General features: G+C 44.0%; 18 protein-coding genes. 13 read left to right on the forward strand and 5 right to left on the reverse strand.

All coding sequences use genetic code 11. From position 1 onward, the window contains the following. Positions 1-1,533 carry a histidine ammonia-lyase gene (hutH, locus tag ACED53_RS09365; protein ID WP_032499002.1) on the forward strand — a complete coding sequence of 511 codons (1,533 nt, stop codon included), beginning with the start codon at positions 1-3 and terminating at the stop codon, positions 1,531-1,533. Positions 1,534-1,759: 226 nt separating this feature from the next. Beyond that, complete coding sequence (locus ACED53_RS09370) at positions 1,760-2,485, forward strand: DUF3581 domain-containing protein (RefSeq protein WP_010438254.1); 726 nt, start codon at positions 1,760-1,762, stop codon at positions 2,483-2,485. 126 nt (positions 2,486-2,611) lie between these two features. Here the strand turns inward: ACED53_RS09370 and ACED53_RS09375 are convergent, their stop codons facing one another. Both ACED53_RS09375 and ACED53_RS09380 read right to left on the reverse strand, forming a co-directional pair. Continuing rightward, the gene (locus ACED53_RS09375; RefSeq protein ID WP_017099834.1) at positions 2,612-3,073 is read right to left on the reverse strand and encodes an isoprenylcysteine carboxylmethyltransferase family protein; all 462 of its coding nucleotides are present in this window, start codon (positions 3,071-3,073) and stop codon (positions 2,612-2,614) included. Between the two features lie 66 nt (positions 3,074-3,139). Further along, the gene (locus ACED53_RS09380; RefSeq protein ID WP_017099833.1) at positions 3,140-6,175 is read right to left on the reverse strand and encodes an FAD-binding and (Fe-S)-binding domain-containing protein; all 3,036 of its coding nucleotides are present in this window, start codon (positions 6,173-6,175) and stop codon (positions 3,140-3,142) included. Between the two features lie 219 nt (positions 6,176-6,394). On the opposite strand from ACED53_RS09380, the gene ACED53_RS09385 reads away from it, so the two are divergent. The 7 genes from ACED53_RS09385 (at position 6,395) to ACED53_RS09415 (ending at position 12,485) form a co-directional block, all read left to right on the forward strand. Further along, complete coding sequence (locus ACED53_RS09385) at positions 6,395-7,078, forward strand: DUF3334 family protein (protein ID WP_009846485.1); 684 nt, start codon at positions 6,395-6,397, stop codon at positions 7,076-7,078. 220 nt (positions 7,079-7,298) lie between these two features. Next, positions 7,299-7,988 carry a DUF2786 domain-containing protein gene (locus tag ACED53_RS09390; RefSeq protein WP_009846484.1) on the forward strand — a complete coding sequence of 230 codons (690 nt, stop codon included), beginning with the start codon at positions 7,299-7,301 and terminating at the stop codon, positions 7,986-7,988. A gap of 105 nt (positions 7,989-8,093) precedes the next feature. Then, positions 8,094-8,762 carry an OmpA family protein gene (locus ACED53_RS09395; protein ID WP_009846483.1) on the forward strand — a complete coding sequence of 223 codons (669 nt, stop codon included), beginning with the start codon at positions 8,094-8,096 and terminating at the stop codon, positions 8,760-8,762. 142 nt (positions 8,763-8,904) lie between these two features. Beyond that, the gene (locus ACED53_RS09400) at positions 8,905-10,005 is read left to right on the forward strand and encodes a tetratricopeptide repeat protein (RefSeq protein ID WP_017099832.1); all 1,101 of its coding nucleotides are present in this window, start codon (positions 8,905-8,907) and stop codon (positions 10,003-10,005) included. 165 nt (positions 10,006-10,170) lie between these two features. After that, positions 10,171-10,359 carry a hypothetical protein gene (locus ACED53_RS09405; protein WP_017098749.1) on the forward strand — a complete coding sequence of 63 codons (189 nt, stop codon included), beginning with the start codon at positions 10,171-10,173 and terminating at the stop codon, positions 10,357-10,359. Positions 10,360-10,720: 361 nt separating this feature from the next. Further along, positions 10,721-11,128, forward strand: coding sequence for a SulA-like leucine-rich domain-containing protein (locus tag ACED53_RS09410; protein WP_017099831.1), 408 nt, complete (start codon positions 10,721-10,723; stop codon positions 11,126-11,128). A gap of 253 nt (positions 11,129-11,381) precedes the next feature. After that, the gene (locus ACED53_RS09415; RefSeq protein ID WP_017099830.1) at positions 11,382-12,485 is read left to right on the forward strand and encodes a phosphoribosylaminoimidazolesuccinocarboxamide synthase; all 1,104 of its coding nucleotides are present in this window, start codon (positions 11,382-11,384) and stop codon (positions 12,483-12,485) included. 165 nt (positions 12,486-12,650) lie between these two features. On the opposite strand, the gene ACED53_RS09420 is transcribed toward ACED53_RS09415, so the two are convergent. Continuing rightward, complete coding sequence (locus ACED53_RS09420; RefSeq protein ID WP_009846478.1) at positions 12,651-13,028, reverse strand: hypothetical protein; 378 nt, start codon at positions 13,026-13,028, stop codon at positions 12,651-12,653. A gap of 203 nt (positions 13,029-13,231) precedes the next feature. After that, a complete protein-coding gene (locus ACED53_RS09425; RefSeq protein ID WP_017099829.1) occupies positions 13,232-15,616 on the reverse strand; it encodes a helicase-related protein in 2,385 nt (794 codons plus the stop codon). A 184-nt stretch (positions 15,617-15,800) separates the two neighbouring features. Between ACED53_RS09425 and ACED53_RS09430 the strand changes: the two genes are divergently transcribed. The 3 genes from ACED53_RS09430 to ACED53_RS09440 all read left to right on the forward strand — a co-directional run bounded on the left by ACED53_RS09430 (position 15,801) and on the right by ACED53_RS09440 (position 20,251). Continuing rightward, positions 15,801-17,489 (forward strand): NAD-dependent malic enzyme, encoded by a 1,689-nt coding sequence (locus ACED53_RS09430; protein ID WP_012603704.1) that lies wholly within the window; start codon positions 15,801-15,803, stop codon positions 17,487-17,489. A gap of 193 nt (positions 17,490-17,682) precedes the next feature. Then, positions 17,683-18,519: an ElyC/SanA/YdcF family protein gene (locus ACED53_RS09435; protein ID WP_029225353.1), complete on the forward strand. Its 837-nt coding sequence runs from the start codon at positions 17,683-17,685 to the stop codon at positions 18,517-18,519. Positions 18,520-18,880: 361 nt separating this feature from the next. Continuing rightward, positions 18,881-20,251 carry a DASS family sodium-coupled anion symporter gene (locus ACED53_RS09440; protein WP_009846474.1) on the forward strand — a complete coding sequence of 457 codons (1,371 nt, stop codon included), beginning with the start codon at positions 18,881-18,883 and terminating at the stop codon, positions 20,249-20,251. A gap of 311 nt (positions 20,252-20,562) precedes the next feature. On the opposite strand, the gene ACED53_RS09445 is transcribed toward ACED53_RS09440, so the two are convergent. Further along, complete coding sequence (locus ACED53_RS09445) at positions 20,563-21,858, reverse strand: GGDEF domain-containing protein (RefSeq protein ID WP_017099827.1); 1,296 nt, start codon at positions 21,856-21,858, stop codon at positions 20,563-20,565. Positions 21,859-22,151: 293 nt separating this feature from the next. On the opposite strand from ACED53_RS09445, the gene ACED53_RS09450 reads away from it, so the two are divergent. Continuing rightward, entirely contained in the window at positions 22,152-22,976 is an 825-nt protein-coding gene (locus ACED53_RS09450; RefSeq protein ID WP_012603698.1) for a DUF2797 domain-containing protein, read from the forward strand. Positions 22,977-23,057: the final 81 nt, after the last annotated feature.

Consider the following 23,057-nt stretch of genomic DNA (forward strand, 5'->3'; position numbering starts at 1 on the left):
ATGTTGAATTTATTACTTAAGCCAGGACTTCTAGGCCTGCCTGAACTGCGTAAGATTAGCCGTAGCCCTGTGAGCTTATCACTTGATCCAGCAGCGATTCCAGATATTGAAGCGAGCATGCACGTTGTCGAGCAAGTGATTGCTGAAGATCGCACTGTGTATGGCATCAACACGGGTTTTGGCTTGTTAGCAAATACCAAAATCGCCCCTGAGGATTTAGAAGTACTACAGAAAAGTATCGTGCTTTCTCACGCGGCGGGCATTGGTAAATTCATGTCTGATGAAACTGTTCGCTTGATGATGGTGTTAAAGATTAACAGCTTGTCTCGCGGTTACTCTGGTATCCGCCTCAAAGTGATTAATGCCCTTATCGATCTTGTGAACGCACAGGTTTACCCATGTGTTCCACAAAAAGGATCTGTGGGTGCTTCAGGAGATCTTGCTCCCCTCGCCCACATGAGTACGGTACTGCTAGGTGAAGGCCAAGCACGCCACAACGGCAAGATCATCACTGGCTTAGAAGCAATGCAGATCGCAGGCTTGGAGCCTATAACGCTAGCACCTAAAGAAGGTCTGGCGCTGTTAAACGGCACACAAGCATCGACAGCCTTTGCACTAGAAGGTCTGTTCGCAGCTGAAGACTTATTCGCGTCTGCAACCGTGTGTGGTGCAATGTCTGTAGAAGCCGCGCTAGGTAGCCGTCGTCCGTTTGATCCGCGTATTCATCGCGTTCGTGGTCATCGTGGCCAAATGGATGCAGCACTTGCTTACCGCCATATGCTTGATCAAAAGAGCGAGATTGGTGAATCACATACTTGTTGTGAAAAGGTTCAAGATCCTTACTCACTGCGTTGTCAGCCTCAAGTGATGGGTGCTTGTTTACAGCAGATTCGTAACTCAGCAGAGACCTTAACGATTGAAGCAAATGCCGTATCCGACAACCCGCTTGTTTTCGCTGACGATGGCGACATCATTTCGGGCGGTAACTTCCACGCAGAACCTGTCGCAATGGCAGCAGATAACCTTGCATTGGCCATTGCCGAGATCGGTAGCTTGTCAGAGCGTAGAATGGCGCTGCTGATTGATAGCGCGCTAAGCAAACTACCGCCTTTCTTAGTCGATAACGGTGGCGTGAACTCAGGCTTTATGATTGCTCAAGTAACGTCTGCAGCACTCGCTAGTGAGAACAAAACCTTGGCTCATCCGGCGTCAATAGACAGCCTGCCTACTTCTGCAAACCAAGAAGACCACGTATCAATGGCCACCTTTGCCGCTCGTAGGCTTAGATACATGGCTGAAAACACCCGTGGGATATTAGCAGTAGAATATTTAGCAGCAGCACAAGGGCTCGATTTCCGTGCTCCGAATCTATCCTCTCCTCGTGTGGAAGAAGCGAAACAGATTTTGCGTGAGAAAGTGAGCTTCTACGACAAAGACAGATATTTTGCACCGGATATTGAACAAGCTAACCTGTTGCTCAAATTGTCCGTTCATAATCACCTAATGCCAGAAGGTACTTTGTGTAGCTTTTAAAGCAAAAACATTCTGAACAACACCCATTAGAGTGTCATATAAACAAGGGCTATTAATTAGCCCTTGTTGCATTGAGCCAAAGGCCATATCTCCCTTCAAATCGTCACATACCATCCAACGTATTTATCTAATTGACTGATATATAAGCAAAGTTAACTGGATAGACCATTAAAACCAAGTTAGTTAGCTATAATCCCCGCCAGATTTGATGACTAATAGCGATACTATGTTTCTGACACCTTACTTTTCTACTGAAGACAATCAATTTCAATTCACTCGTGAACAAGCTAGCCACTTTGCAAAAAAAGTAGCCGCTGACTTCAACCCAATTCACGATGAAGACAACAAGCGCTTCTGCGTGCCTGGCGATCTTTTGTTTGCAGTACTTCTGCAAAAAGAAGGCATCAGCCAAAAAATGCGTTTTGATTTTTCAGGTATGGTAGGTAACGGTATTGCGCTAAGCGTTGACAACAAGTGTGAGAAAGAAAGCTCACTGGTTGACGAGAAAGGCAAAGAGTACCTACACATGTCTTGTGAAGGTGAAAAGAGCCACGACCAAGCATTCATCGAGCACGTAGTAACAAATTACGTTAAGTTTTCAGGTATGAACTTCCCACATATCATGGTTCCTCTTATGGAAGAACAGCAAATGATGATCAACTGCCAACGTCCTCTTGTGATTTACGAGAGCATGGAAGTTGAATTTACTCGTCTAGACCTATCTCACCCAGAAGTTGAATTCTCAGGTGCGACTTTTGATGTTGAAGGCAAGCGTGGCATCGTGACACTGAACTTTGATTTCAAAGAAGACGGTGAAGTAGTCGGTAAAGGCGTAAAGCGCATGGTAGCAAGTGGTCTTAAGCCATACGACCAAGCTTCTGTAGACGACCTAGTAAACCGCTTCAACGAACGTAAAGAGATGTTTCTAGCTCAGTTCGCAGCTGCCGCTTAATCAGCACTCTTATTTACATCACTTGATGTAAATAGCTAGAGACAAGATCAATAAAGCCCAGCTTGGTATCACAAGCTGGGCTTTTTCATTTCGATGACTAATGACATCAAGCTACTCAAGTCAAAACTAAACCCAGCGTCTAACCTTTTGTTTATAATCAACATATTCCGCACCGAACAATTGCTCTAGAGCGCGTTCTTCTGGCTTAATTTGGAACTGATTCATGTACATTACGAATACAAAACTGAGTAAAACACTGAACAGGTTTTGGAAGAAATAGCCAAAACAAAACAGTAGGATAAATAGCCCTAGATACATAGGGTTTCGCGTGTAGCCAAAGATTCCACTGTCCACAACTGCAGAAGCGGTGTCGACTTTGATCGGATTAACGGTGGTTTTCTGTTTGCGAAACTCCCATATGCCTGATATCCCAATAACACCACTCAAGACAATCCCGATACCGAGCACAACCATTCGATAAGGCATTGCCAATGTTCCTTGGCTCAACTGCTGAGCGCAGAAGTATGATGCTACGAATACAATAATGAACAGTGCAACGGGTGGTACTTTTAATTCTAGAAAATTCATACTTTTCCTTATTAACATTCCTTTGTTAGTTTAGAAAAAAGCCCAGCAATTGCTGGGCTAAATGTATTAAAGAATTTTTGCTAGCGCTTGTAATGGGTGAGCAAGCTTCTCACCTTCAAAACGCTTCACTTGGCTACGGCAAGAATAGCCCGTCACCAAACAACGATCTTTTGGTAAGTCCTGCATTTGAGGCTTCCAGCTTAAACCGTATATGTCTTTCGACATTTGTAACTTATCAACTTCATGCCCGAAGGTGCCCGCCATACCACAACAGCCAACCGGAACGCTGGTTAACGCAGCACCAAAGTGCTTGAAGATAGTGCCCCACTCTTTTTCAGCGTTCGGCATTTTGGTTTTCTCAGTACAGTGAGCAAACAAGTACCACATATCTTCACTTGCTGAACGTGCTTCGAACTCACCTAACGATGGCATTAACCATTCATGCACGGTAAGCACATCAAAGTCGCCACGTTTGTCACCTAAGATCTCTACGTATTCATCGCGGTAACAAAGCACAAGAGCCGGGTCCACACCCACCAAAGGAATACCGATATCCGCCACCATCGACAAGAAATCCGATGTTGATTTCGCTTCACGCGCAAAACGACTTAAGAAGCCTTTAATGTGCAGAGCTTTACCATTTGGCTTAAACGGCAGCAACACCGGAATTTTACCAAGTTTTTGAGCCAGAGTGATGAAGTCTTCAATCACCTCCGCATCATAAAAGCTAGTGAACGGGTCTTGAACGATCAGCACATGCTGTTTCTTCTCTTCAGAAGACAAGCCTTCTAAGTACTGTAAGTCGAAGAGTTGCAGCTCTTTGCTCGCCAGACGATTTTTAAGTGTAGGTACCGACATCAGTGGTGCATCAACATAACCGACCGTTTTCGCCGTTGCGGTTTGTATCCATTTTTGACCCAAGGCAGCGTTAACAACCTTTGGCGCTTTCGCCATTAGCGGCAGCATGGTTTCAATGTTGGCGACTAAATAGTCTTTTGCAGGGCGTTGGTAGCGTGAGTAATAAATGTTTAAGAATCGAGAACGGAAGCTCGGAACATCAACTTTAATAGGACACTGGCTCGCACACGCTTTACACGCCAAACAACCGTTCATCGCTTCATGAACTTCATGCGAGAAATCGTACTCATGGCGTTTGTTCATCGTGTTACGAACACGTTCCACCATGGTTTTAATCGGAGTATTGTCCTTCAGCGCTTCTTGCTCTAAATCGAGAATATCGACGCCTTGTTCCGTTAACTGACGTAACCATTCACGAACCAAGCCTGCACGGCCCTTTGGTGAATGACGACGGTCAGCCGTGACTTTCATCGAAGGACACATTGGCGAACTCGTATCGTAGTTGAAACACAAGCCGTTACCATTACATTCCATCGCTTGCTTGAAGCTATCACGGACTTGTACGTCGATCTGACGATCGTAGAAACCACGCTTGGTATCAGTGACTTTCACCAACTCAGCATCGCTTTCTAACGGCGTACAGATCTTGCCTGGGTTCATCTTGTTATGCGGGTCAAATGCCGCTTTAACTCGTCTTAATTCGGTAAACAGCTCTTCACCAAAGAAGTCAGGACCATACTCAGAACGGAAGCCTTTACCGTGTTCACCCCACATCAAGCCGCCGTATTTAGCCACCAGCTTAACCACTTCATCAGAGACTTCATGCATCAATGCTTCTTGCATCGGATCACACAAATCTAAAGCAGGACGAACGTGCAGTACGCCCGCATCCACGTGACCAAACATGCCGTAGTTCAACTCTTTTGAATCGAGTAATACTCTAAATTCAGAGATGAAGTCGGCCAAGTTTTCTGGTGGTACACAGGTATCTTCAGCAAAAGCGACTGGCTTAGCTCGGCCTTTCGCCGCACCTAATAGACCTACCGCTTTCTTACGCATGTTGTAGATTCGGCCAATGCTCGCTAAATCACTGCACACTTGGAAGCCAATCACACCCGCGTCTTCAGTTTCTACCATGCTTTCAAGCTGTGCGGTCAGCGCTTGAACTTGTTGTTCAACTTCCGCTTCATCTTGGCCTGCAAACTCAACCATGTTGATACCAAGCATCTCTTTATTTGGAACATCCATAAGCAAATCGCTCACGGTGTGCCAAACAATGTCTTGTTTCGCTAGGTTCAATACTCTTGAGTCAACGGTTTCAACAGACAGCGCTTTCGCTTCTACCATGAACGGCGCATTACGCAGTGCAGAATCGAACGTGTTGTATTTCACGTTAACCAACGTTCGTGCTTTTGGAATCGGCGTGAGGTTCAGCTTTGCTTCAGTGATGAATGCTAATGAACCTTCTGCACCACATAGAACACGAGTCAGGTCAAAGCTATCGTCTTCTTCGTTGATTGCGTTCTTTAAATCGTAACCAGTTAAGAAGCGGTTCAATGGTGGGAATTTATTAAGAATTTGAGCGCGCTTATCTCGACAAACGGCTTCAGTTACTGTAAGGGCATGGTGAGCAAATTCACCTTCAGCAGGTAAGCCGTGTGATAAATCGGATTCGAGACATGAACCATCTGCGAAGACGGCTTGCAGCGACAACACATGGTCAGACGTTTTACCGTACTTCAATGACCCTTGGCCCGAAGCATCGGTATTGATCATTCCACCTAAGGTTGCTCGGTTACTGGTAGAAAGGTCTGGAGAGAAAAAGTAACCATACGGACGCACAGCATCGTTCAATTGGTCTTTAACGATACCTGACTGAACTCTTACCCAGCCTTCTTGCTCGTTAATCTCAAGAACCTTGTTCATATAACGAGACAGGTCAACCACAACGCCTTTTGTTAAAGACTGTCCGTTGGTACCGGTGCCACCGCCACGAGGGGAAAAGGTCACGCGTTCATAAGCAGATTTTGCACCCACTTTACCGATCAACACAACGTCTTGAGTTGTTTTAGGGAGAATGACTGCCTGCGGCAATTGCTGATAGACACTGTTATCAGTCGCCACAGCCAAACGGCTAGAATATTGAGATTCAATGTCGCCAGTAAAGCCCGCTGTTTTTAGTTCATCTAAAAAGCGTACGACAACTGGATCGACATCAGCATTGAGTTGAAGTCTTGGTAACATTTGCTTCCTGCCCCTACTTCGCTGATCCTATCAGCATTGGGTTATCTGAGATTTTTAATATTTTTCTTTGAATTTCGTCACTTTACTACTATTAAGATCATATAAAAAGGTGATCAAATAAGAATCTCGGTGCAAGAATGGAGAAATAGTCACTTTCGTCTTAATTCAGTAGTAAGATAGTAGATAACTTTTTTACGACATCTCCATGAGCAAATAACAATGAAAAAAAGCAAAACAGTCACAACTGAAGATATTCTTCTTAAGCTATGCCAATCAGTCTCAAACGTACTTACTTCAGCGACGGCTTCACAGGTGTCCTACTCAGCCATGGTTCAAAAGATCAACAAGACAAGTCTTAAGCCAGATTTTGGTTGTTTCGTCTTGTTCGACGGCGGTTTTTCAGGTCTTGTTGTTATCAATTTTACGTCGAAAGCAGCGCTAGAGATCTACACAAATTACATGCGTAACATGGGCATGCCTGAAGACGAACTCGCTGTACTTCATACTTCAGACGAAGTAGGTGATGTATTAGGTGAGTTGATGAACCAGTTGGTTGGCGACTTTACCAACAAAATCCGTAAAGAACTGCAAACTAACATCACACAAAACCAACCGAAAATGCTAGCACTGAACAAGCAAGTGAACCTTTCTGTTGATACGAACTTAGATCGCCCGCAAGCTCGTCGTGTTACTTTCTCTACTGCCGACAACAACATTTTCTACCTTGAGCTTGCAATGGACAAAACAGAATTCATCCAATTGGAAGAATTTGAGATCGCTGAAGACGAATGCCCAGACAGTATTCTTGAAGCGACTCAGAAAAAAATGCAAGAACCAAAGCAGCCAGAGCAAAGTTCAGGCAACGATTCTGCAGCTGATTTACTCGATGAACTTGGAATCTAGTTTGCGAAAGCTCTAGCACTTCCTAAAAATCGTGTCACTAACGCCATCAATCCTCTTGATGGCGTTTTGTTTTGTCCGGGAGTCGCTACTTCCTTCATATATCCTTATCTTCCATAATCGTTCACCACATTCCTACAAATGACTTTTGACTTTGCTGTTACTCGCCAAAACATGTAAAATGTTGGACTTTTAAAAATTTGCGGTAATGATTAAGTTGTCGATGGATAAGAAAAAAGCCCTAAAGAAAATTGCCAAGTGTCTTGAGCTTGGAAACTCTGCGAACGTCAATGAAGCTGCCAATGCGATAAAAATGGCGCATAACTTGATGCTGAAATATGGTCTCGAAAAGGACGATATTGAATTTATCAAGATGGGAAAAACTCAATCCAGTCACCTGTTACCTGCAAATATCAGCTCTACACTGCTGCGTGTTATTCGTGGTATTAACACCAAGTTTGGCGTAGAAGCCGTGTTACTGAATCACAAAGGCCTTAAGCGCGTTGAATTCATTGGTGAAGCCGATCGCGCTATCTTCGCGGCTTTTGCGTTCGATATTATTTATCGCGAACTGAATGAGCACACTGGCCAATTCAGAAACAGTTTTGCGGGCTCGGGAACAGGGACACTAGAAGTAACACGTCGCGTAAACTCTTACGTTTCGGGTTGGGTAGAAGGTGCGCTTGAAAAACTGCCTGTTATCACCCCAGACGACGAGTCAAACAACAAGATCAATAACTACATTGATAAAGAGTTCCAAAACATCGACCGCGAAACGTTCAAACAACAACTCAGAGAAGCGATGAAAAACCTCACCGCAGACTATGAAGTTGGTTTGAAGAAAGGTCGAAAACTGTCTGTAAATCGACCAGTTGGCGGAACTCAAGCCGTTAAAAAGATAACTAAATCATAGAGCCACTTTACATTGCTTCAGCGTATTGATAAAAACCACCAATAGGACTTATTGTTGTCTTTCGTAATTCATGCGTTTGACAGAAGTACATGATGGAGAAATACGTTGAAAAAAATCACACTAGCCCTGGCACTCACTGTTGCTCTAACGGGCTGTCAAGCGACACAACGCCAAAACGCGACAACCGGCGAATCTGAGACTAATTCCGCAACTCAAGGCGCTTTAATTGGTGCAATCGCCGGCGCTGTTGCTGGTGCAGCTACGGGTGACGACTCTAAAGACCGTCGTAAGCGTGCACTCATCGGCGCAGCAGGTGGCGCCGCAGTTGGCGGTGGTATCGGTTACTACTTTGACCAGCAAGAAGCTGCACTTCGTGAAGAACTCATGAACTCAGGCGTTCAAGTAGAGCGTGTTGGTGAGAACCAACTTCTACTTCGCCTAGAGAACGGCATTGGCTTCGATTCTGGTTCTTACGCTTTAGAATCAAGCATCCACAAAACACTTCGCGGCGTTGCGCGCATCTTAGTTGAATACCCAGACACTAGCCTAGTGATCGAAGGTCACACTGACAGCACGGGCAGCGAGTCTTCTAACCAAGTTCTTTCTGAGCGTCGTGCTGAATCGGTTCGTGCATTCTTGATCTCTCAAGACGTTGCTGCAGGCCGTGCCATTGCTCGTGGTAACGGTGAACGTTACCCTCTATGTGACAACAACACCTCTCAAGGTCGCGCTTGTAACCGTCGCGTAGAAATTCAAATCTTGCCGCTTAAGTAGCACGATTAAAGCCCAGTTCGTCTTTATCTATTGAATTAACCTCTATATAGTTGCTTATCGTCGTGTTGCTTGTTCAAAGTCACACGACTAGCCATATTCATACTGATATACCGACTCTGGGCTTTTTAACGAGACTTATCTATTGTTTATCCTATCCAACTTTCTGTCATCATCACTTCTTAGAACTCTATTTTTCACCCTCATCTTTTCTACAATACAGTTCTCTACTGCACACATCGTTCATGCAGAAAGCAACGTTGCATTCTCTATAGAATCTCAACCTCAAGATCCAGTTTCTCAATACCAACTAGCTCAAGCTTATGAATCAGGTAATGATGTCCCTTTGAGCACCAACGATGCATTTTATTGGTACTCGCAATCCGCAGAAAACGGCAATGCAGATGCGCAATTTAGGCTGGGTCAATGGTACTTGGCAGGATCAGGTGTAGAGCAAAGCAACAAGCTAGCTTTAGAATGGTTTATTAAATCAGCCTTACAAGGTAACCAACGCGCGCCCATCGAAGTCGCAAAGCTCTACGAATCCTCACTTCAGGAAGAACTCCTAAAACCATTAGATGAAGCACAGCTATGGTATGAAGCGGCCTTAAAAAACAATCCAACAGCCGAAGATGGCTATAACCGTATTCTGGAAGCGCAATTCAACCAGCAACGTGCCAAGCAGATCTCTTCGATTGAGAAGCTCAATGACAACGTCATTGCTGAAAGCAGCACGAATCAGAGGCTATCTAATCCAGAGCGAGCAAGTAGCTCCCCTTCTTATCTGCCCTCTAGAGAGCAGGTAACACGTTCTAACCTAACGTATTCAGACTATCTAATTGGCACAGCCTTAGCCGTGTTGATTTCAATTGTCAGCATTATCATGACTCTGGTGATATCAAAAAGAAGACACGCTCTAAAATCGGGTGAATTGGGGCAACAAAAGCAGACACTTGAAGCACAGCTTAGCTCGAAAGACTTCACTATTAAGCAGCAGAAACGTCAGCTACACACGATGTTCCATGAGTTAAAAAAACAGAAAAATGACAACAGCCTGAACAATTTACAAGTAGCCTGCGCTCTATTTGGGTATACACCTAGCTCAATTCCGAATCAAAAAAGCATTAAAATTCGATATAAACAGCTATCCAAAATCTACCACCCTGATGGTTACGGATGTGACGAAGAGATGAAACGTTTGAACAATTCGCTAAAAACCATCCTTAAGAGTGTTGCAAAAACGTAAACAACCAAGCAAGCTCGATTTCCAAAGTCGCAAAGATATCGATTTTATTAGTACTGCAATCGATCCCCCTCTCAAAAACAGGTAACAAACTATTAACTAATGAGTCTTATTTGTGTCATAATTTGCGCCGAAAATACACCTGACTTAAACAGGTGAGGAGAGAATATGTTCACAATAGAAGGCGTTTGTGATTGGTGCAAAAAGCCAAGCCTAGTTAAAAAGCACGACTACCTAGATGGTAAGTGTCATCATGCATGTAAAGAGTGCAATGATATGGCCACCATTGATGTTCGCCAGTTCAATATTGGTGAAATGGAAATGAGAGCAAAACTCTCCCAAGCGACATTGAGATAAGCAACACCGTTGAAATATAAGAAAGCGCCTAAGGCGCTTTTTTTGTATCTGAGATTTATCTTCTTATCTTCTTATCTTCTTATCTTCTTATCTTCTTATCTTCTTATCTTCTATACAGGTGTATACAGTACTTTTCTGTCAAACCCACTGTATACACCTGTATAAAGCTCACATTTCTTCAACTTATGAGACAAAACAACAAATTCATTCAAATTTAATTTTTACCATATTTTCAACAGCTTAAATAAAAATCACTTACCCAACCAAGCAAGATCGTCCAATAATCCCTCAAAAAACACTTGATCTTATAAGCAACAAAAACTACTGTATACACATACAGCATGTATATAAGGACAGCAAAATGATTCCAGCACACGTTAAAGCACAACACTCTAGCCCGCTAACTCACTGCGCATTTACATCCGTCTCTCGTGACACAAAAAGTTCAAACGAAGAAGCGTTGTTTGCCAAAATGGCGTTGCTGTCCAATCAACATCAGTGGTTACTGTTTACGGCTCAAACACCAAGACCATCGGCTAAACAGCTGCAGCAACATAATGTTTGCTGTGATCGTGTTATTCACATGAAAGCCTCTAATCAAATGACAGAAATAGAAACCGTCGAGAAAGCCATTCGATCTAAGAATGCGAGCGCGATTGTTGCGAGTGCTTCGATTGATCAATTCAGTCAGCAATACCTAAGAACATTAGGAATGCGCTTTCAGTGCGAAGTCTTCTTTATTGATGCCAATTCAGAGCGTATTCACTAGACCACCTTACTTAATAACATTTTGGCTCAAATACATAGCTCAAAAACACAGTCCAAATATACTGCCTTCCCCTGCCCTACAATTCGCCAATTTTTTAGCTGATTGTTAGGTGGGGGTTTTTATTTAAACAATAGATTTAGCAATCGTTTGCTTTTTCTCTGGAAGCAAATAGTAGATTGGGTATAATGCCCGTCTAATCATGTGCACACCGCACTTCTCTGTATGACGTTTGATAAAAGATAGGAATGTCTAAATGAGCCTTGCTGATCAAGTTCTTGCCGTAAATGATGACCTACCAATCCGTACTGATAAACCTGTCCACAGTGGCAAGGTTCGTTCGGTCTACTGGTTAACTGAAGAAGATAGCCAACGACTAATTAAAGAGAAAGGCTACGATGTAGCACCAGATGCGCCTTTAGCAATAATGGTGATCAGTGACCGTATCTCGGCATTTGATTGTATCTGGCGTGGTGAAGGGAATCTAAAAGGTGTTCCAGGTAAGGGGGCCGCTCTGAATGCTATCTCTAACCACTGGTTCAAATTATTTAAAGACAACGGCCTCGCTGACAGTCATATTCTTGATATCCCTCATCCATTCGTATGGATTGTACAAAAAGCTCGCCCAGTCATGATCGAAGCGATTTGTCGTCAATACATCACAGGTTCAATGTGGCGTGCATACGCAAACGGCGAACGCGAATTCTGTGGTATCGAGATGCCAGAAGGCCTTGAGAAAGACAAGAAATTGCCTGAGCTACTGATCACGCCTTCTACAAAAGGGATTTTGAAAGGTATTCCTGGCGTTCCAGAAGCTGATGATGTAAACATCACGCGTAACAACATCGAAGATAACTTCGCAGCATTCAATTTTACTCAAGCAAGTGACATTGCGCATTACGAGAAACTTCTAAAAGAAGGCTTCAACGTAATTAGCCAAGCGCTAGCAAAAGTCGATCAAACCTTTGTCGATACGAAATTTGAATTTGGTTACGTCAACGATGCTCAAGGTAATGAAAAGCTTATCTACATGGATGAAGTCGGTACTCCAGATTCATCTCGCATTTGGGATACTCAGGAATACAATAACGGCAACATCGTTGAGAATTCAAAAGAAGGTTTCCGCCAGTTCCTACTTAACTACTTCCCTGATGCTGATATTCTTTTGAACAAAGAGCGTATGCCAGAGCGTGAAGCGTTAGCTCGTGACAATGAACTTCCATTGGATTCATTGATGTCTCTGTCACGTACTTACCTTGATATCGCGGCGAAGATTACAGGTGCGGAAATCGTACTGAGTGAGAATCCTAAGCAAGAGATCATCGATGTATTGCGTGCCAACTACGGCCTAATCGATTAATAGCGGTTAGATATCACGTTCTGCCTAAGTACAAGAACGACTTAAATACAAAAAGGGCCTCAGTATTTAGGCCCTTTTTACATGTACGTTTTAATCTTATTTGAGCTAAGCTCTAAGCTCTAAGCTCTAAGCTCTAAGCTCTAAGCTCTAAGCAATACTGATAGATTAAAGCTTAATAGTAAACTCTTCTCCAGTATTCTCGGCAATCACCAAATGACTGCGCGATTCAATGTACTCGATCTGCTCTTCTTCAAGAGAATATGGCATAGCAACTTTGAGTTCATTGATCCCCTCTAGCTTGGCTAGCTTGAGTAAGGTAACAATGTTTGACTCATCACTTTTACGCGTCGACATCGATTTCAATGCCATCTGCCATAAACGATCTTCAGGGCTGGCTAGCTCTTTAATGCTATCTCGCCAGACGGTACTAAATACTGGCGCAATCGTGGTTAGTGCTTCCAGAAAAGTCCATTTTTTACTGCATGAGGCGCCAAGAAATGTTGTGTAATCAAACTCTACACGCGTCTCTGTCTGTTTATCCATGATGTCCCCCGACACTTTGACAACACAATATACTCAATATCTATCAACTCTTTCTTTATAGCAATAGGATATAGAAGAATAGTCTTTTATGACCTTTTGATTGGTTAAAAAGGCATATAAAAATCAAACTTGTAACAAAATAAGTACTGAAAAAACATATATGCACCTATTTGATTAATATTTTAGAGATAAAACTAATCCATCTATTTGATATCAATTATCCGACTCGCTTTTTTGTACTGAATACGCCAGCCAGACCATGTCGGGAGCTCCCAACGTTTTGGCGATAACTTTCGACTGCCCGATTGATAGTGAACGTAAATCAGCTTGCGTGCCGGCAGGTATTCGACTTCGAGTTGCAAGTCGGCAAGGCTCAATGCAAACGGGTACTTTTCCGAAAACTCTGAATAGAGCCAAGTCGGGATACCATCGAAAGGTATGTCTGCATGGTCGAACATTTCCAATTCGCTCACATCAGTAACTCCTAGCACCTCAAGCTGCTCTATCAACCATAGCTCAAAGTTAATGTTCTCAATTTCTGGTGTGTATTGGGTTTGTTCATCGAGACCGAGTTTCACATACAGCTGCCAATGTTTGATTTGTTGAGTGCGAGCTTGTGCAAAACCCGGAAGTTGAACCCCATTCGATACAAGATCGACGATCGGCTTTAACGATAGTTGCCCTTCCGCTGCCACGAGCTTGGTCGTGATCGTGCGGCCTGCATACACCAACGCCATCCCAGTATAGACGCCGTCATCATTCACAATCGTTTCACCTTGCTCCCACTCTCCTAGCTCAGCATCAATGATAAGCTCAAGAGGAATGGGGGCCGTGACCGTCGCTAAGGTCAGTGTTTGCTTAACACCTCTTCCCGGCAAACTATGAGTGTCTAACACCAACATCGCTTGTGCATTGTCCGGGAAACGATTCTGACGGCCGAGTACTACCTCTAAAACTCCATTAGCAAAGGCTTCTTTTCGTTTCAGTCTGCGTACGAACACCAGTTCAGGGTGAAGTTGAACAATAGTGTTAAGCAGTTCAATACGCTGGAAACGGGACGCGACTTCTAATTGAGGAAGTTCAAACACCTCACGCATTTGCTTAGCCAGTCCCTGTGCTTCATTCAATACCTGCTGATCGATTTCTAGATTTGGATACTCGCGACCGCGAACGATCTGAATCAACAGGCTTAGATCACACCCTTCCTTTTCTTGCTGAGCGAGTGCTTCCAAATGTTCTGCATTGTTCGGTAACTGATACAAGCGAGCCGGAACGGACAACGCAGCTGTGAGATCGACCATCGCTTCTTTTAATGCTTTGGTTTTGATTCGAGTAACGATATCGGCATACAAAGCATCAATCGGCAGCGGATACAGCTTTTTGCCATGCTCGGTAATTTGATGGTCGGCTTTAATCGCTTCCATCGTCAGCAAGGTTTGAGTAGCACTGTTTAGTGATTTTTCAGGAATAGGATCAAGGAAAGACAAGCTCTCAAGCGGAGCACCACAACAGGCCGCGGCCAACATCGGTTCGATCAGCTCTTCACGCTGCAATTCAGGCGGTGTGACTAACTCTAACGCCGCATGCTCACCATACAGACGCACACAAGCGCCGTCCATTACCCTACCCGCGCGACCAGCTCGTTGCTTGGCACTGGCTCGTGATATGGATTTAAGCATCAGAGTCGTTCTACCGTTTCGTTGAACGGTGCGCCTTTCTAATCCTGAATCTATTACCACGCCAATGTCAGGAATGGTTAATGAGGTTTCAGCAACATTAGTAGCAAGAATGACCTTTCTCAGGCCATAACCGTTAGCATTGATATCGATATTACGACCCGATAACGCTAAATCTCGCTCTTTATCACTGACTGACGCATGCAATTTCACCACTTGGATATCTGGATTTTTCGCCAAGGTTTGTTCACATTGCACAATCTCTTTTTTACCCGGCAGAAAAACCAACATGTCGCCAGAAGATGCAATCAGTTGGTGATTCACTTCTTCGGCAACGCGTTGCTCTAGGTGTCGAATATCGGGCAATGCTCTTGATTCATTAGCCCTGTGCTCAATCTCAACTTGATAAGTTCGCCCCTCGCAGCTAATTCGATTCGCATCCAAGTAATCAGCAAGACGCTCGCCTTCAATGGTTGCAGACGTGATCACCAAACGATGACTCGCTTTTTGTTTGAGAATCGCCACCAGCAAATCGATATCCCAACGCCTCTCATGAAACTCATCCACCACGATAACATCAAAGCTAGCGAGTCCGTCTTCAGATAACCAACGCAGCGCGATACCGGGCGTCACAAAAACGACGTTAGTTTTCTCGTTGTATTCAGACTCAAGTTTGATCGCATAACCAATTTTGTCACCAAGCTTCTCGCCCGATTGTAGCGCGAGATATTTAGCCAGTGATGTACACGCGATGCGTCTTGGTTCCACCACCAGTACTCGCCCATATTGGCAAGCCCAAAGTGGCAGGCGCGTAGATTTACCCGATCCGGTTTCCGCCTCTACGACAAGGTGAGAATTAGCGATTTGTTCGTGAAATACGTTTTGATAAGCATCGATGGGAAGTAATGACATAAAAAAGAGGCGTCGCGAAAAAGTGTGAGCAAAGTATAACGAATTATGCTGCTAAAATTCGATAAGTGTGGGACATGGGTAAGAATATCATTTTGTTTGCAAAGATCGGAGGTAAACTATTTACAATTGAATAACTAAACCGTTATCATTTTTCGGTTACCCTTTCTCCCATATTAGGCATCTAATGAACAACGATAAACGCCCTCTATATATCCCTTATGCTGGTCCTGCTCTACTAAGTACCCCTCTTCTAAACAAAGGCAGCGCATTCTCTGCTGAAGAGCGCAGTTCTTTCAACCTTGAAGGCTTGTTACCGGAAACAACCGAAACAATCCAAGAGCAAGTAGGACGTGCATACAAGCAATATTGTAACTTCGAAAGTGATATGGATAAGCATATCTACCTTCGTAACATCCAAGACACTAATGAAACGCTTTTTTATCGTTTAGTTCAAAACCACATCTCTGAAATGATGCCTATCATTTACACGCCAACAGTTGGCGCAGCATGTGAGAACTTCTCAAATATTTACCGTCGTGGCCGTGGTCTGTTTATCTCATACCCGAACCGCGATCGTATCGATGACCTACTGAACAATGCGACAAACCACAACGTTAAAGTTATCGTGGTTACGGATGGTGAGCGTATTCTTGGTTTGGGAGACCAAGGTATCGGTGGCATGGGTATTCCAATTGGTAAACTAGCACTTTACACAGCTTGTGGCGGCATCAGTCCAGCTTACATGCTACCAATCGTGCTCGATGTGGGTACAAACAACCCGCAGCGTCTTGCTGACCCAATGTACATGGGCTGGCGTCACCCTCGTATCACGGGTGCTGATTACGATGCATTTGTTGAAGAATTCATTCAAGCCGTTCAACGCCGTTGGCCTGATGCATTAGTTCAGTTCGAAGATTTCGCACAAAAGAACGCAATGCCACTGCTTGAACGCTACAAAGATCGCCTCTGTTGTTTCAACGATGATATCCAAGGTACAGCCGCTGTAACGGTTGGTTCTCTACTTGCAGCATGTAAAGCAGCGAACAGCAAACTGTCAGACCAACGCATCACCTTCTTAGGTGCGGGTTCTGCAGGTTGTGGTATTGCTGAAGCTATCATTGCTCAAATGGTGTCTGAAGGTATCAGCGATGCACAAGCTCGCTCTCAAGTTTACATGGTTGACCGTTGGGGTCTGCTACAGGAAGGCATGCAAAACCTGCTTGATTTCCAACAGCGTCTAGTTCAAACCAACGCGAACACCAAAGATTGGGAAAGCGACGGCACTGGTTTCTCTCTACTAGACGTTGTTCGTCACGCGAAACCTACGGTTCTGGTTGGCGTATCTGGTGCTCCGGGTCTGTTCAGCAAAGAAGTCATCAAGGAGATGAACCTTCACTGCGAACGCCCTATCGTGTTCCCACTGTCAAACCCAACAAGCCGTGTTGAAGCAACACCAAATGACATTATTCGTTGGACTGACGGCCAAGCGCTTGTTGCGACTGGTAGCCCATTTGAGCCGGTGGTTCACAACGGCACCACTTACCCAATCGCTCAGTGTAATAACAGCTACATCTTCCCAGGTATTGGCCTTGGTGTATTGGCTGTGAATGCTTCACGCATCACTGACGAAATGCTAATGGAATCAAGCCGAGCACTTGCAACGTGTTCTCCACTTGCTATCAATGGCTCAGGTGCTCTACTTCCACCATTGGAAGAGATCCACACCGTATCTAAAAAGATTGCTTTTGCCGTTGGTAAAAAAGCGATTGAGCAAGGTGTTGCTCTAGAGATCACTGAAGAAGCACTACAACAAGCGATTGACCAGCACTTCTGGCAGCCGGTTTACCGTCGCTACAAGCGTACTGCATTCTAATAAAGCGTTCTGTACTTTGAATAAAGCGTGCTGCGCTTGGAATAAAGAGCGTTAACGACTCTTACAAGAGCCTCTGCAACTGCGGGGGCTTTTTTCTTTACACTGTCTTGTCTTTTTAACTGATTTTTCTCATTTTTATTTGGTATTATCGAGCACTCAAAAATTATTGCTCAGTCAAAGGACCATACCGAGAGTGAAATTTGATTCTCACATTTTCCGTAGCCACTTATTAAAAGCTTACAAAAAACTGCAAGGTTTTCTGTTTGGCGCTTTCCTCGTGTTCTTAGTAGGCAGCGCTGCGGTTATTGCGATCGATTATTGGGTTTCATGGCAAGCAGAAGATCGCATCATCTACGATATAGATGAAGTGCCCGAGCTTGAGGTCGCCGTAGTGCTTGGCACAAGCAAATATTTAGGTAGAACACTCAACGACTATTATAAGCACCGAATCGAAGCGGCAATTGAGCTGTTCGATCGTGAAAAGGTAGACCAATTTCTACTGAGTGGCGATAACGCTCATCGCTCTTACAATGAGCCGTGGACGATGAAACGCGACTTGTTAAAAGCGGGCGTCCCCGATGAACGCATCAATCTAGATTATGCGGGGTTCAGAACCCTAGATTCGATTGTTCGCGCCAAAAAGATATTCGATACCGATAACTTCCTAATCATCACTCAGAAGTTCCACTGTGAAAGAGCGCTATTTATCGCTAACTCTTACGATATTAATGCGCAGTGTTTGGCGGTTTCAGGACCAACCCATCATTCAGGAACCTCAATACGTTTACGTGAAGTGTTTGCACGTACCAAAGCGTTTCTTGATCTGTATATTATTGGTACTACGCCAAAATTCCTTGGCCCTAAAGAGCCGATCCAACCCAGTCCAAAACCAGAATCATTGCCGATTCCTAGCCCTATTACTGACCCCAATGCAAACTCTATAGCAGCCCCCACAGCAAGCCCTACTGAAAATCCGATTGCAACTCCTTCAGTAAGCCCTATTTTAGAACCAGCAGAGACCGATGTGTAGAAAACTACACATTTTGAATTTGTTGCCTCACACTTCCCCATTGTTAAGCAAAAACACACCAACACTCCTTTATTAACTTGAGTAACATTCTCCCAACAAAGTCTGACCCTACATCAAGTCTATATACCTCGAAAATAATAATACCAATCAAAGTAAGTAAGTGATCATAAATAGCGCAGGAAAAATGCTTGAGAACAAGGCAGAAATTTTCGATAAGTAGTTATTCTACAATCAAAATTTCTAACGATGTTATCGAGTGTTTTAACCAGCTAGGATGACCAGTTAGTTACTACGATTGGTATAAGCACCGCTCAACGAAGTCGTGCACCAATAAAACGAGGATAAACAAAAGGAGCGTCTTATGACGGCACTTGTTACTACACTGAAACACTGGTTGTTTACCCGCAACAGCATGATATTAATTGGTAATTTCACGCTATTTGCAGTTTTGCTCAATTCCCTGCCATTCGAAGCGCAAGTGAATACGGGTTTAAGTATTCTCGTGTTCGTTGCCATTCTATGGTTAACAGAAGCTATCCACGTCAGCATCACCGCTTTGCTCGTTCCCCTATTGGCTGTCTTGTTTGGTGTATTCAACACGCCCGCAGCACTGGCTAACTTTTCGAATCCCATCATATTCTTATTCATGGGCGGATTCGCGTTGGCAGCCGCACTGAACAAGCAAGAGCTGGATAAAGCGATAGCTGACAAAGTATTGCTCATAGCAAAAGGCAGAATGTCGGTAGCCGTGTTCATGTTGTTCGGTGTGAGTGCGGGTTTATCCATGTGGATCTCAAACACAGCCACCACAGCAATGATGCTCCCTCTTGTTCTTGGTATCATGAACAAAGTCGACCAAAGTGAAGACCGAAACACCTACGTGTTCGTGCTACTGGGTATCGCTTACTGTGCTTCAATCGGTGGTATCGCAACTTTAGTAGGTAGCCCGCCAAACGCCATTGCTGCGGCAGAAGTTGGCTTGAGCTTCACAGAGTGGATGGCGCTTGGACTACCTATCTCGATGATCTTACTGCCAATCACGATGATTATTTTGTACGTGATGACTAAGCCAAAACTTGACCACAAATTCGAGCTAGACCATGCACCTGTCGAGTGGACAAACAGCAAGAAAATCACACTGTCTATCTTCCTTTTAACCGTAACGCTTTGGATATTCGGCAAGCCGATCAACGCAATGATTGGCGGGTTCTCTAAGTTTGATAGTTTGGTAGCGATTGGCGCCATTGTACTGCTTGGCGCTTCTAGAGCCGTGGAATGGAAAGACGTTGAGAAGACAACGGATTGGGGTGTACTTATCCTGTTCGGTGGTGGTATCTGTTTAAGTAACATTCTGAAAGCGACAGGAACAAGCGTATTCCTAGCACACTCACTAAGCGGATTTTTAGAAACAGCAGGTATACTTCTTACGATTCTAGCCGTAGTCGCGTTCGTGGTATTCCTAACGGAGTTTGCGAGTAACACAGCGAGTGCGGCATTGCTTGTCCCTGTATTTGCAACCATTGCTGAAGCGCTGGGTATGTCACCTGTTATCTTATCTGCACTGATTGCGATTGCCGCATCTTGTGCCTTCATGCTACCAGTCGCGACACCACCTAATGCGATTGTATTTGGCTCTGGTCATATCAAACAAAAAGAAATGATGCGAGTCGGTATGGTGTTGAACCTAGTTTGTATCCTAGTTCTGACTCTGTTCGCTTGGATTTTCTGGTAAACACTAATGTCCTATAGACGTATGTTTATAGACAAGTGCTTACAGGAATGCCCCCTCTCAAAAAATCTGGTTGCAGCTTCCCCCGGCTCAACCAGTACAAAAATGCCCGCTCAGCTAACAAGATCAATTTAACTAGCAAGATCAGTTTAACTAACAAAACCAGCTAAACGGGCACATACAAACAAGAAACGCTTTTCCCTTTTGGTGGCCCCGCGCCACCTTTTTTGTTTTGGCTATTAGGATAAGAGCATAAAAATGCCACACGTCACATATGCACGTGTGGCTTATAAACCAATGAACTCTACTTCAGATTAGTGGCTCAAGATCACCTGATTTCGCCCTGAATGCTTCGCTTGATATAAGGCTTCATCAGCGCGGGCAATGGTCTCTGTCACCCGCTCTTGTTTCATCTCGGCAATGCCGATACTGCAAGTGAGAGAATCCCCATGAATCCAAAGATGTTGGCTAACCAAAAGTCGGATTTTCTCTGCCTTTCTCTGCGCTTCGCCAGCTTCGGTTTCAGGGCAAAAAACAATAAACTCTTCTCCACCCCAACGTACAAGTTTGTCCGTCGCACTGATAGAGCTGCCAACCACCATACTGAATTCACGCAAGATATGATCACCCATCTGGTGTCCGTATTTGTCATTCACACTTTTAAAGTAGTCAATGTCCAGGTAGATCATACTTAACTTGCCGTGGCCTTGCTTCACCTGTTGCGACTGCATTTTCAACCAATCACGAATCGCGTGTCGGTTAAGTATCCCAGTCAATTCGTCACGATGAGCCCTTTCAGAGAACTCAAAGTTTTGCTCTCTCAATGCCCGATTAACGTTCTTTAAGTGATGATGTCTTTTTTCAGCGATCGCCATACGTTTTCTTGAGCGGTGTAATTCTGAAAGCAGGAACACAGTGCCTGTACCCACCCAGATAAACAGCAAGATCAGGAACAGGCTTTCAGCCGAAATATACGAACCCTCAAACTCAATACTTCGAATAATTATTCGATGATGACCTAATTTAGCACCAGAAGCAGTAGCAAACTCAACCATGTTCACATTTGAAAACTCAGGGGCTGAATGCTCTAACGCAATCTCGTTATCCGCTAACCACCACGTCATGACTTGCAAGTTTTTGATCGGGATCTCGATCACGCCACCATCGATTCCTGGAGAGAACTCCATCCCGTTGTACTTGTGTGTGTACTCATCATCTGGAACCGAATAAGCAGGATTGTAATTGCGTAGGTACGTTCTCAGACGACCACTAGAGTCAGCCTTCGCATGGTAATCAATATTGACTCTAAAGGTGTGGTACTGCGAAAGGTCAAGGCCAGTGGTTATATCTGGGTTAATACGAATCGATAGCCCGCAATAAGGCCAAGGATATTCGGATTTTTTAAGCTCACAATCGAGAATATACTGCCCATTTTCATAGGACAATTGGGAGGTACTGACTCCTCTATCAACTTGATCGCTGGTCGCGATAAATTCATATTGTTCAGGAGTAATTGTTGTTATCACACGATTTCCACTTACCTGGTAATACTGCACAATGGCAAGTGTTGCGATAACTAGAAAGATAACAATTTTATGAATCCACTTCACATCTAAGCTTCCGGCTTTTGTTCCCTATAGTTGGGATTTGACGATATAAACTAATCATTAGATTGCATACTAACAATTGACTTAAAAACGTTATATCACACCTTAACAAAATGTCATACTATAATTTAGATGGCGGATTTCCACTCAATTATTCACTGCATGAATCAAGTAATATTGCGTATAAATAGAGGCTCTATTTGTTATACTCATCGCATAATCATCGTTAACCGTAGCGACTGCTTACAAGGCGTTCGAGTCGACGAAATAATAATCAAAATACAACGAGTAATGTCATGTCTTTATTAGCAAAAGGAACACTCAAGAAAATGAGTGCTTCCCTTGATGGTGCGGTTACCTACCGTTTACCTGTAGGGGAAGAGTTTGTAGAGCTAAACCCTCTGATTGGAAAAACCATCAACCTTACCCACACTGGTAATATTTTTTGTTGTTCGTGTGGTAAGAAAACTAAGAAAAGCTACTCTCAAGGTCACTGCTTTGTGTGCATGAAAAAGCTAGCGAGCTGCGATATGTGCATCATGAAGCCGGAGACTTGCCACTACGATCAAGGCACTTGTCGTGAACCTCAATGGGGTGAAGAAAATTGCTTCGTCGATCACTTCGTTTACCTGTCGAACACATCAAGCCTTAAGGTTGGAATCACTCGCCATACACAAATCCCTACCCGTTGGATTGATCAAGGAGCCACTCAAGGCCTACCTATTTTGAAGGTAAAAACACGTCAGATCTCTGGTCTTATTGAAGTCGAATTAGCGAAGCATATTGCTGACAAAACCAACTGGCGCACGCTGCTAAAAGGCGACGGTGACGATATGGAGTTGGTAGAGAAAGCCAAAGAACTATTGCCACTGGTTGAAGATAAAATCCAAGAGATCAGAGCGAAGTTTGGTGATGATGCTATCGAGGTGCTCAGTGAGAGCATTACTTCATTGAGCTACCCAGTTGAACAGCACCCAGTGAAAATTGTATCGCACAACTTTGATAAGAACCCTGAAGTGACGGGCGTACTTCAAGGCATTAAAGGTCAATACCTTATCCTAGATACTGGCGTGATTAACATCCGTAAATTTGGCTCTTACGAAGTGGAAGTGTCTGCCTAATTTAAAGAACTTAAGCGTTTCTCATAGTTAGAGGCGTTTCTTATAGTGAGAAGCGTTCAGTTAATAGCCAAAAACTAAAAT

It is taken from the genome of Vibrio sp. 1F169 (assembly GCF_041439605.1).
Taxonomy (GTDB): Bacteria; Pseudomonadota; Gammaproteobacteria; order Enterobacterales; family Vibrionaceae; genus Vibrio; species Vibrio tasmaniensis_A.

Excerpts from the sequence above, each read along its gene's own strand:
- ACED53_RS09450 (WP_012603698.1), top strand. The coding sequence starts at position 22,152 with ATGTCTTTATTAGCAAAAGGAACACTCAAGAAAATGAGTGCTTCCCTT.
- ACED53_RS09430 (WP_012603704.1), top strand. The coding sequence starts at position 15,801 with ATGAACAACGATAAACGCCCTCTATATATCCCTTATGCTGGTCCTGCT.
- ACED53_RS09405 (WP_017098749.1), top strand. The coding sequence starts at position 10,171 with ATGTTCACAATAGAAGGCGTTTGTGATTGGTGCAAAAAGCCAAGCCTA.
- ACED53_RS09385 (WP_009846485.1), top strand. The coding sequence starts at position 6,395 with ATGAAAAAAAGCAAAACAGTCACAACTGAAGATATTCTTCTTAAGCTA.
- ACED53_RS09390 (WP_009846484.1), top strand. The coding sequence starts at position 7,299 with ATGGATAAGAAAAAAGCCCTAAAGAAAATTGCCAAGTGTCTTGAGCTT.
- ACED53_RS09420 (WP_009846478.1), bottom strand. The coding sequence starts at position 13,028 with ATGGATAAACAGACAGAGACGCGTGTAGAGTTTGATTACACAACATTT.
- ACED53_RS09380 (WP_017099833.1), bottom strand. The coding sequence starts at position 6,175 with ATGTTACCAAGACTTCAACTCAATGCTGATGTCGATCCAGTTGTCGTA.
- ACED53_RS09440 (WP_009846474.1), top strand. The coding sequence starts at position 18,881 with ATGACGGCACTTGTTACTACACTGAAACACTGGTTGTTTACCCGCAAC.
- ACED53_RS09370 (WP_010438254.1), top strand. The coding sequence starts at position 1,760 with ATGTTTCTGACACCTTACTTTTCTACTGAAGACAATCAATTTCAATTC.
- ACED53_RS09425 (WP_017099829.1), bottom strand. The coding sequence starts at position 15,616 with ATGTCATTACTTCCCATCGATGCTTATCAAAACGTATTTCACGAACAA.
- ACED53_RS09410 (WP_017099831.1), top strand. The coding sequence starts at position 10,721 with ATGATTCCAGCACACGTTAAAGCACAACACTCTAGCCCGCTAACTCAC.
- ACED53_RS09375 (WP_017099834.1), bottom strand. The coding sequence starts at position 3,073 with ATGAATTTTCTAGAATTAAAAGTACCACCCGTTGCACTGTTCATTATT.
- ACED53_RS09415 (WP_017099830.1), top strand. The coding sequence starts at position 11,382 with ATGAGCCTTGCTGATCAAGTTCTTGCCGTAAATGATGACCTACCAATC.
- hutH (WP_032499002.1), top strand. The coding sequence starts at position 1 with ATGTTGAATTTATTACTTAAGCCAGGACTTCTAGGCCTGCCTGAACTG.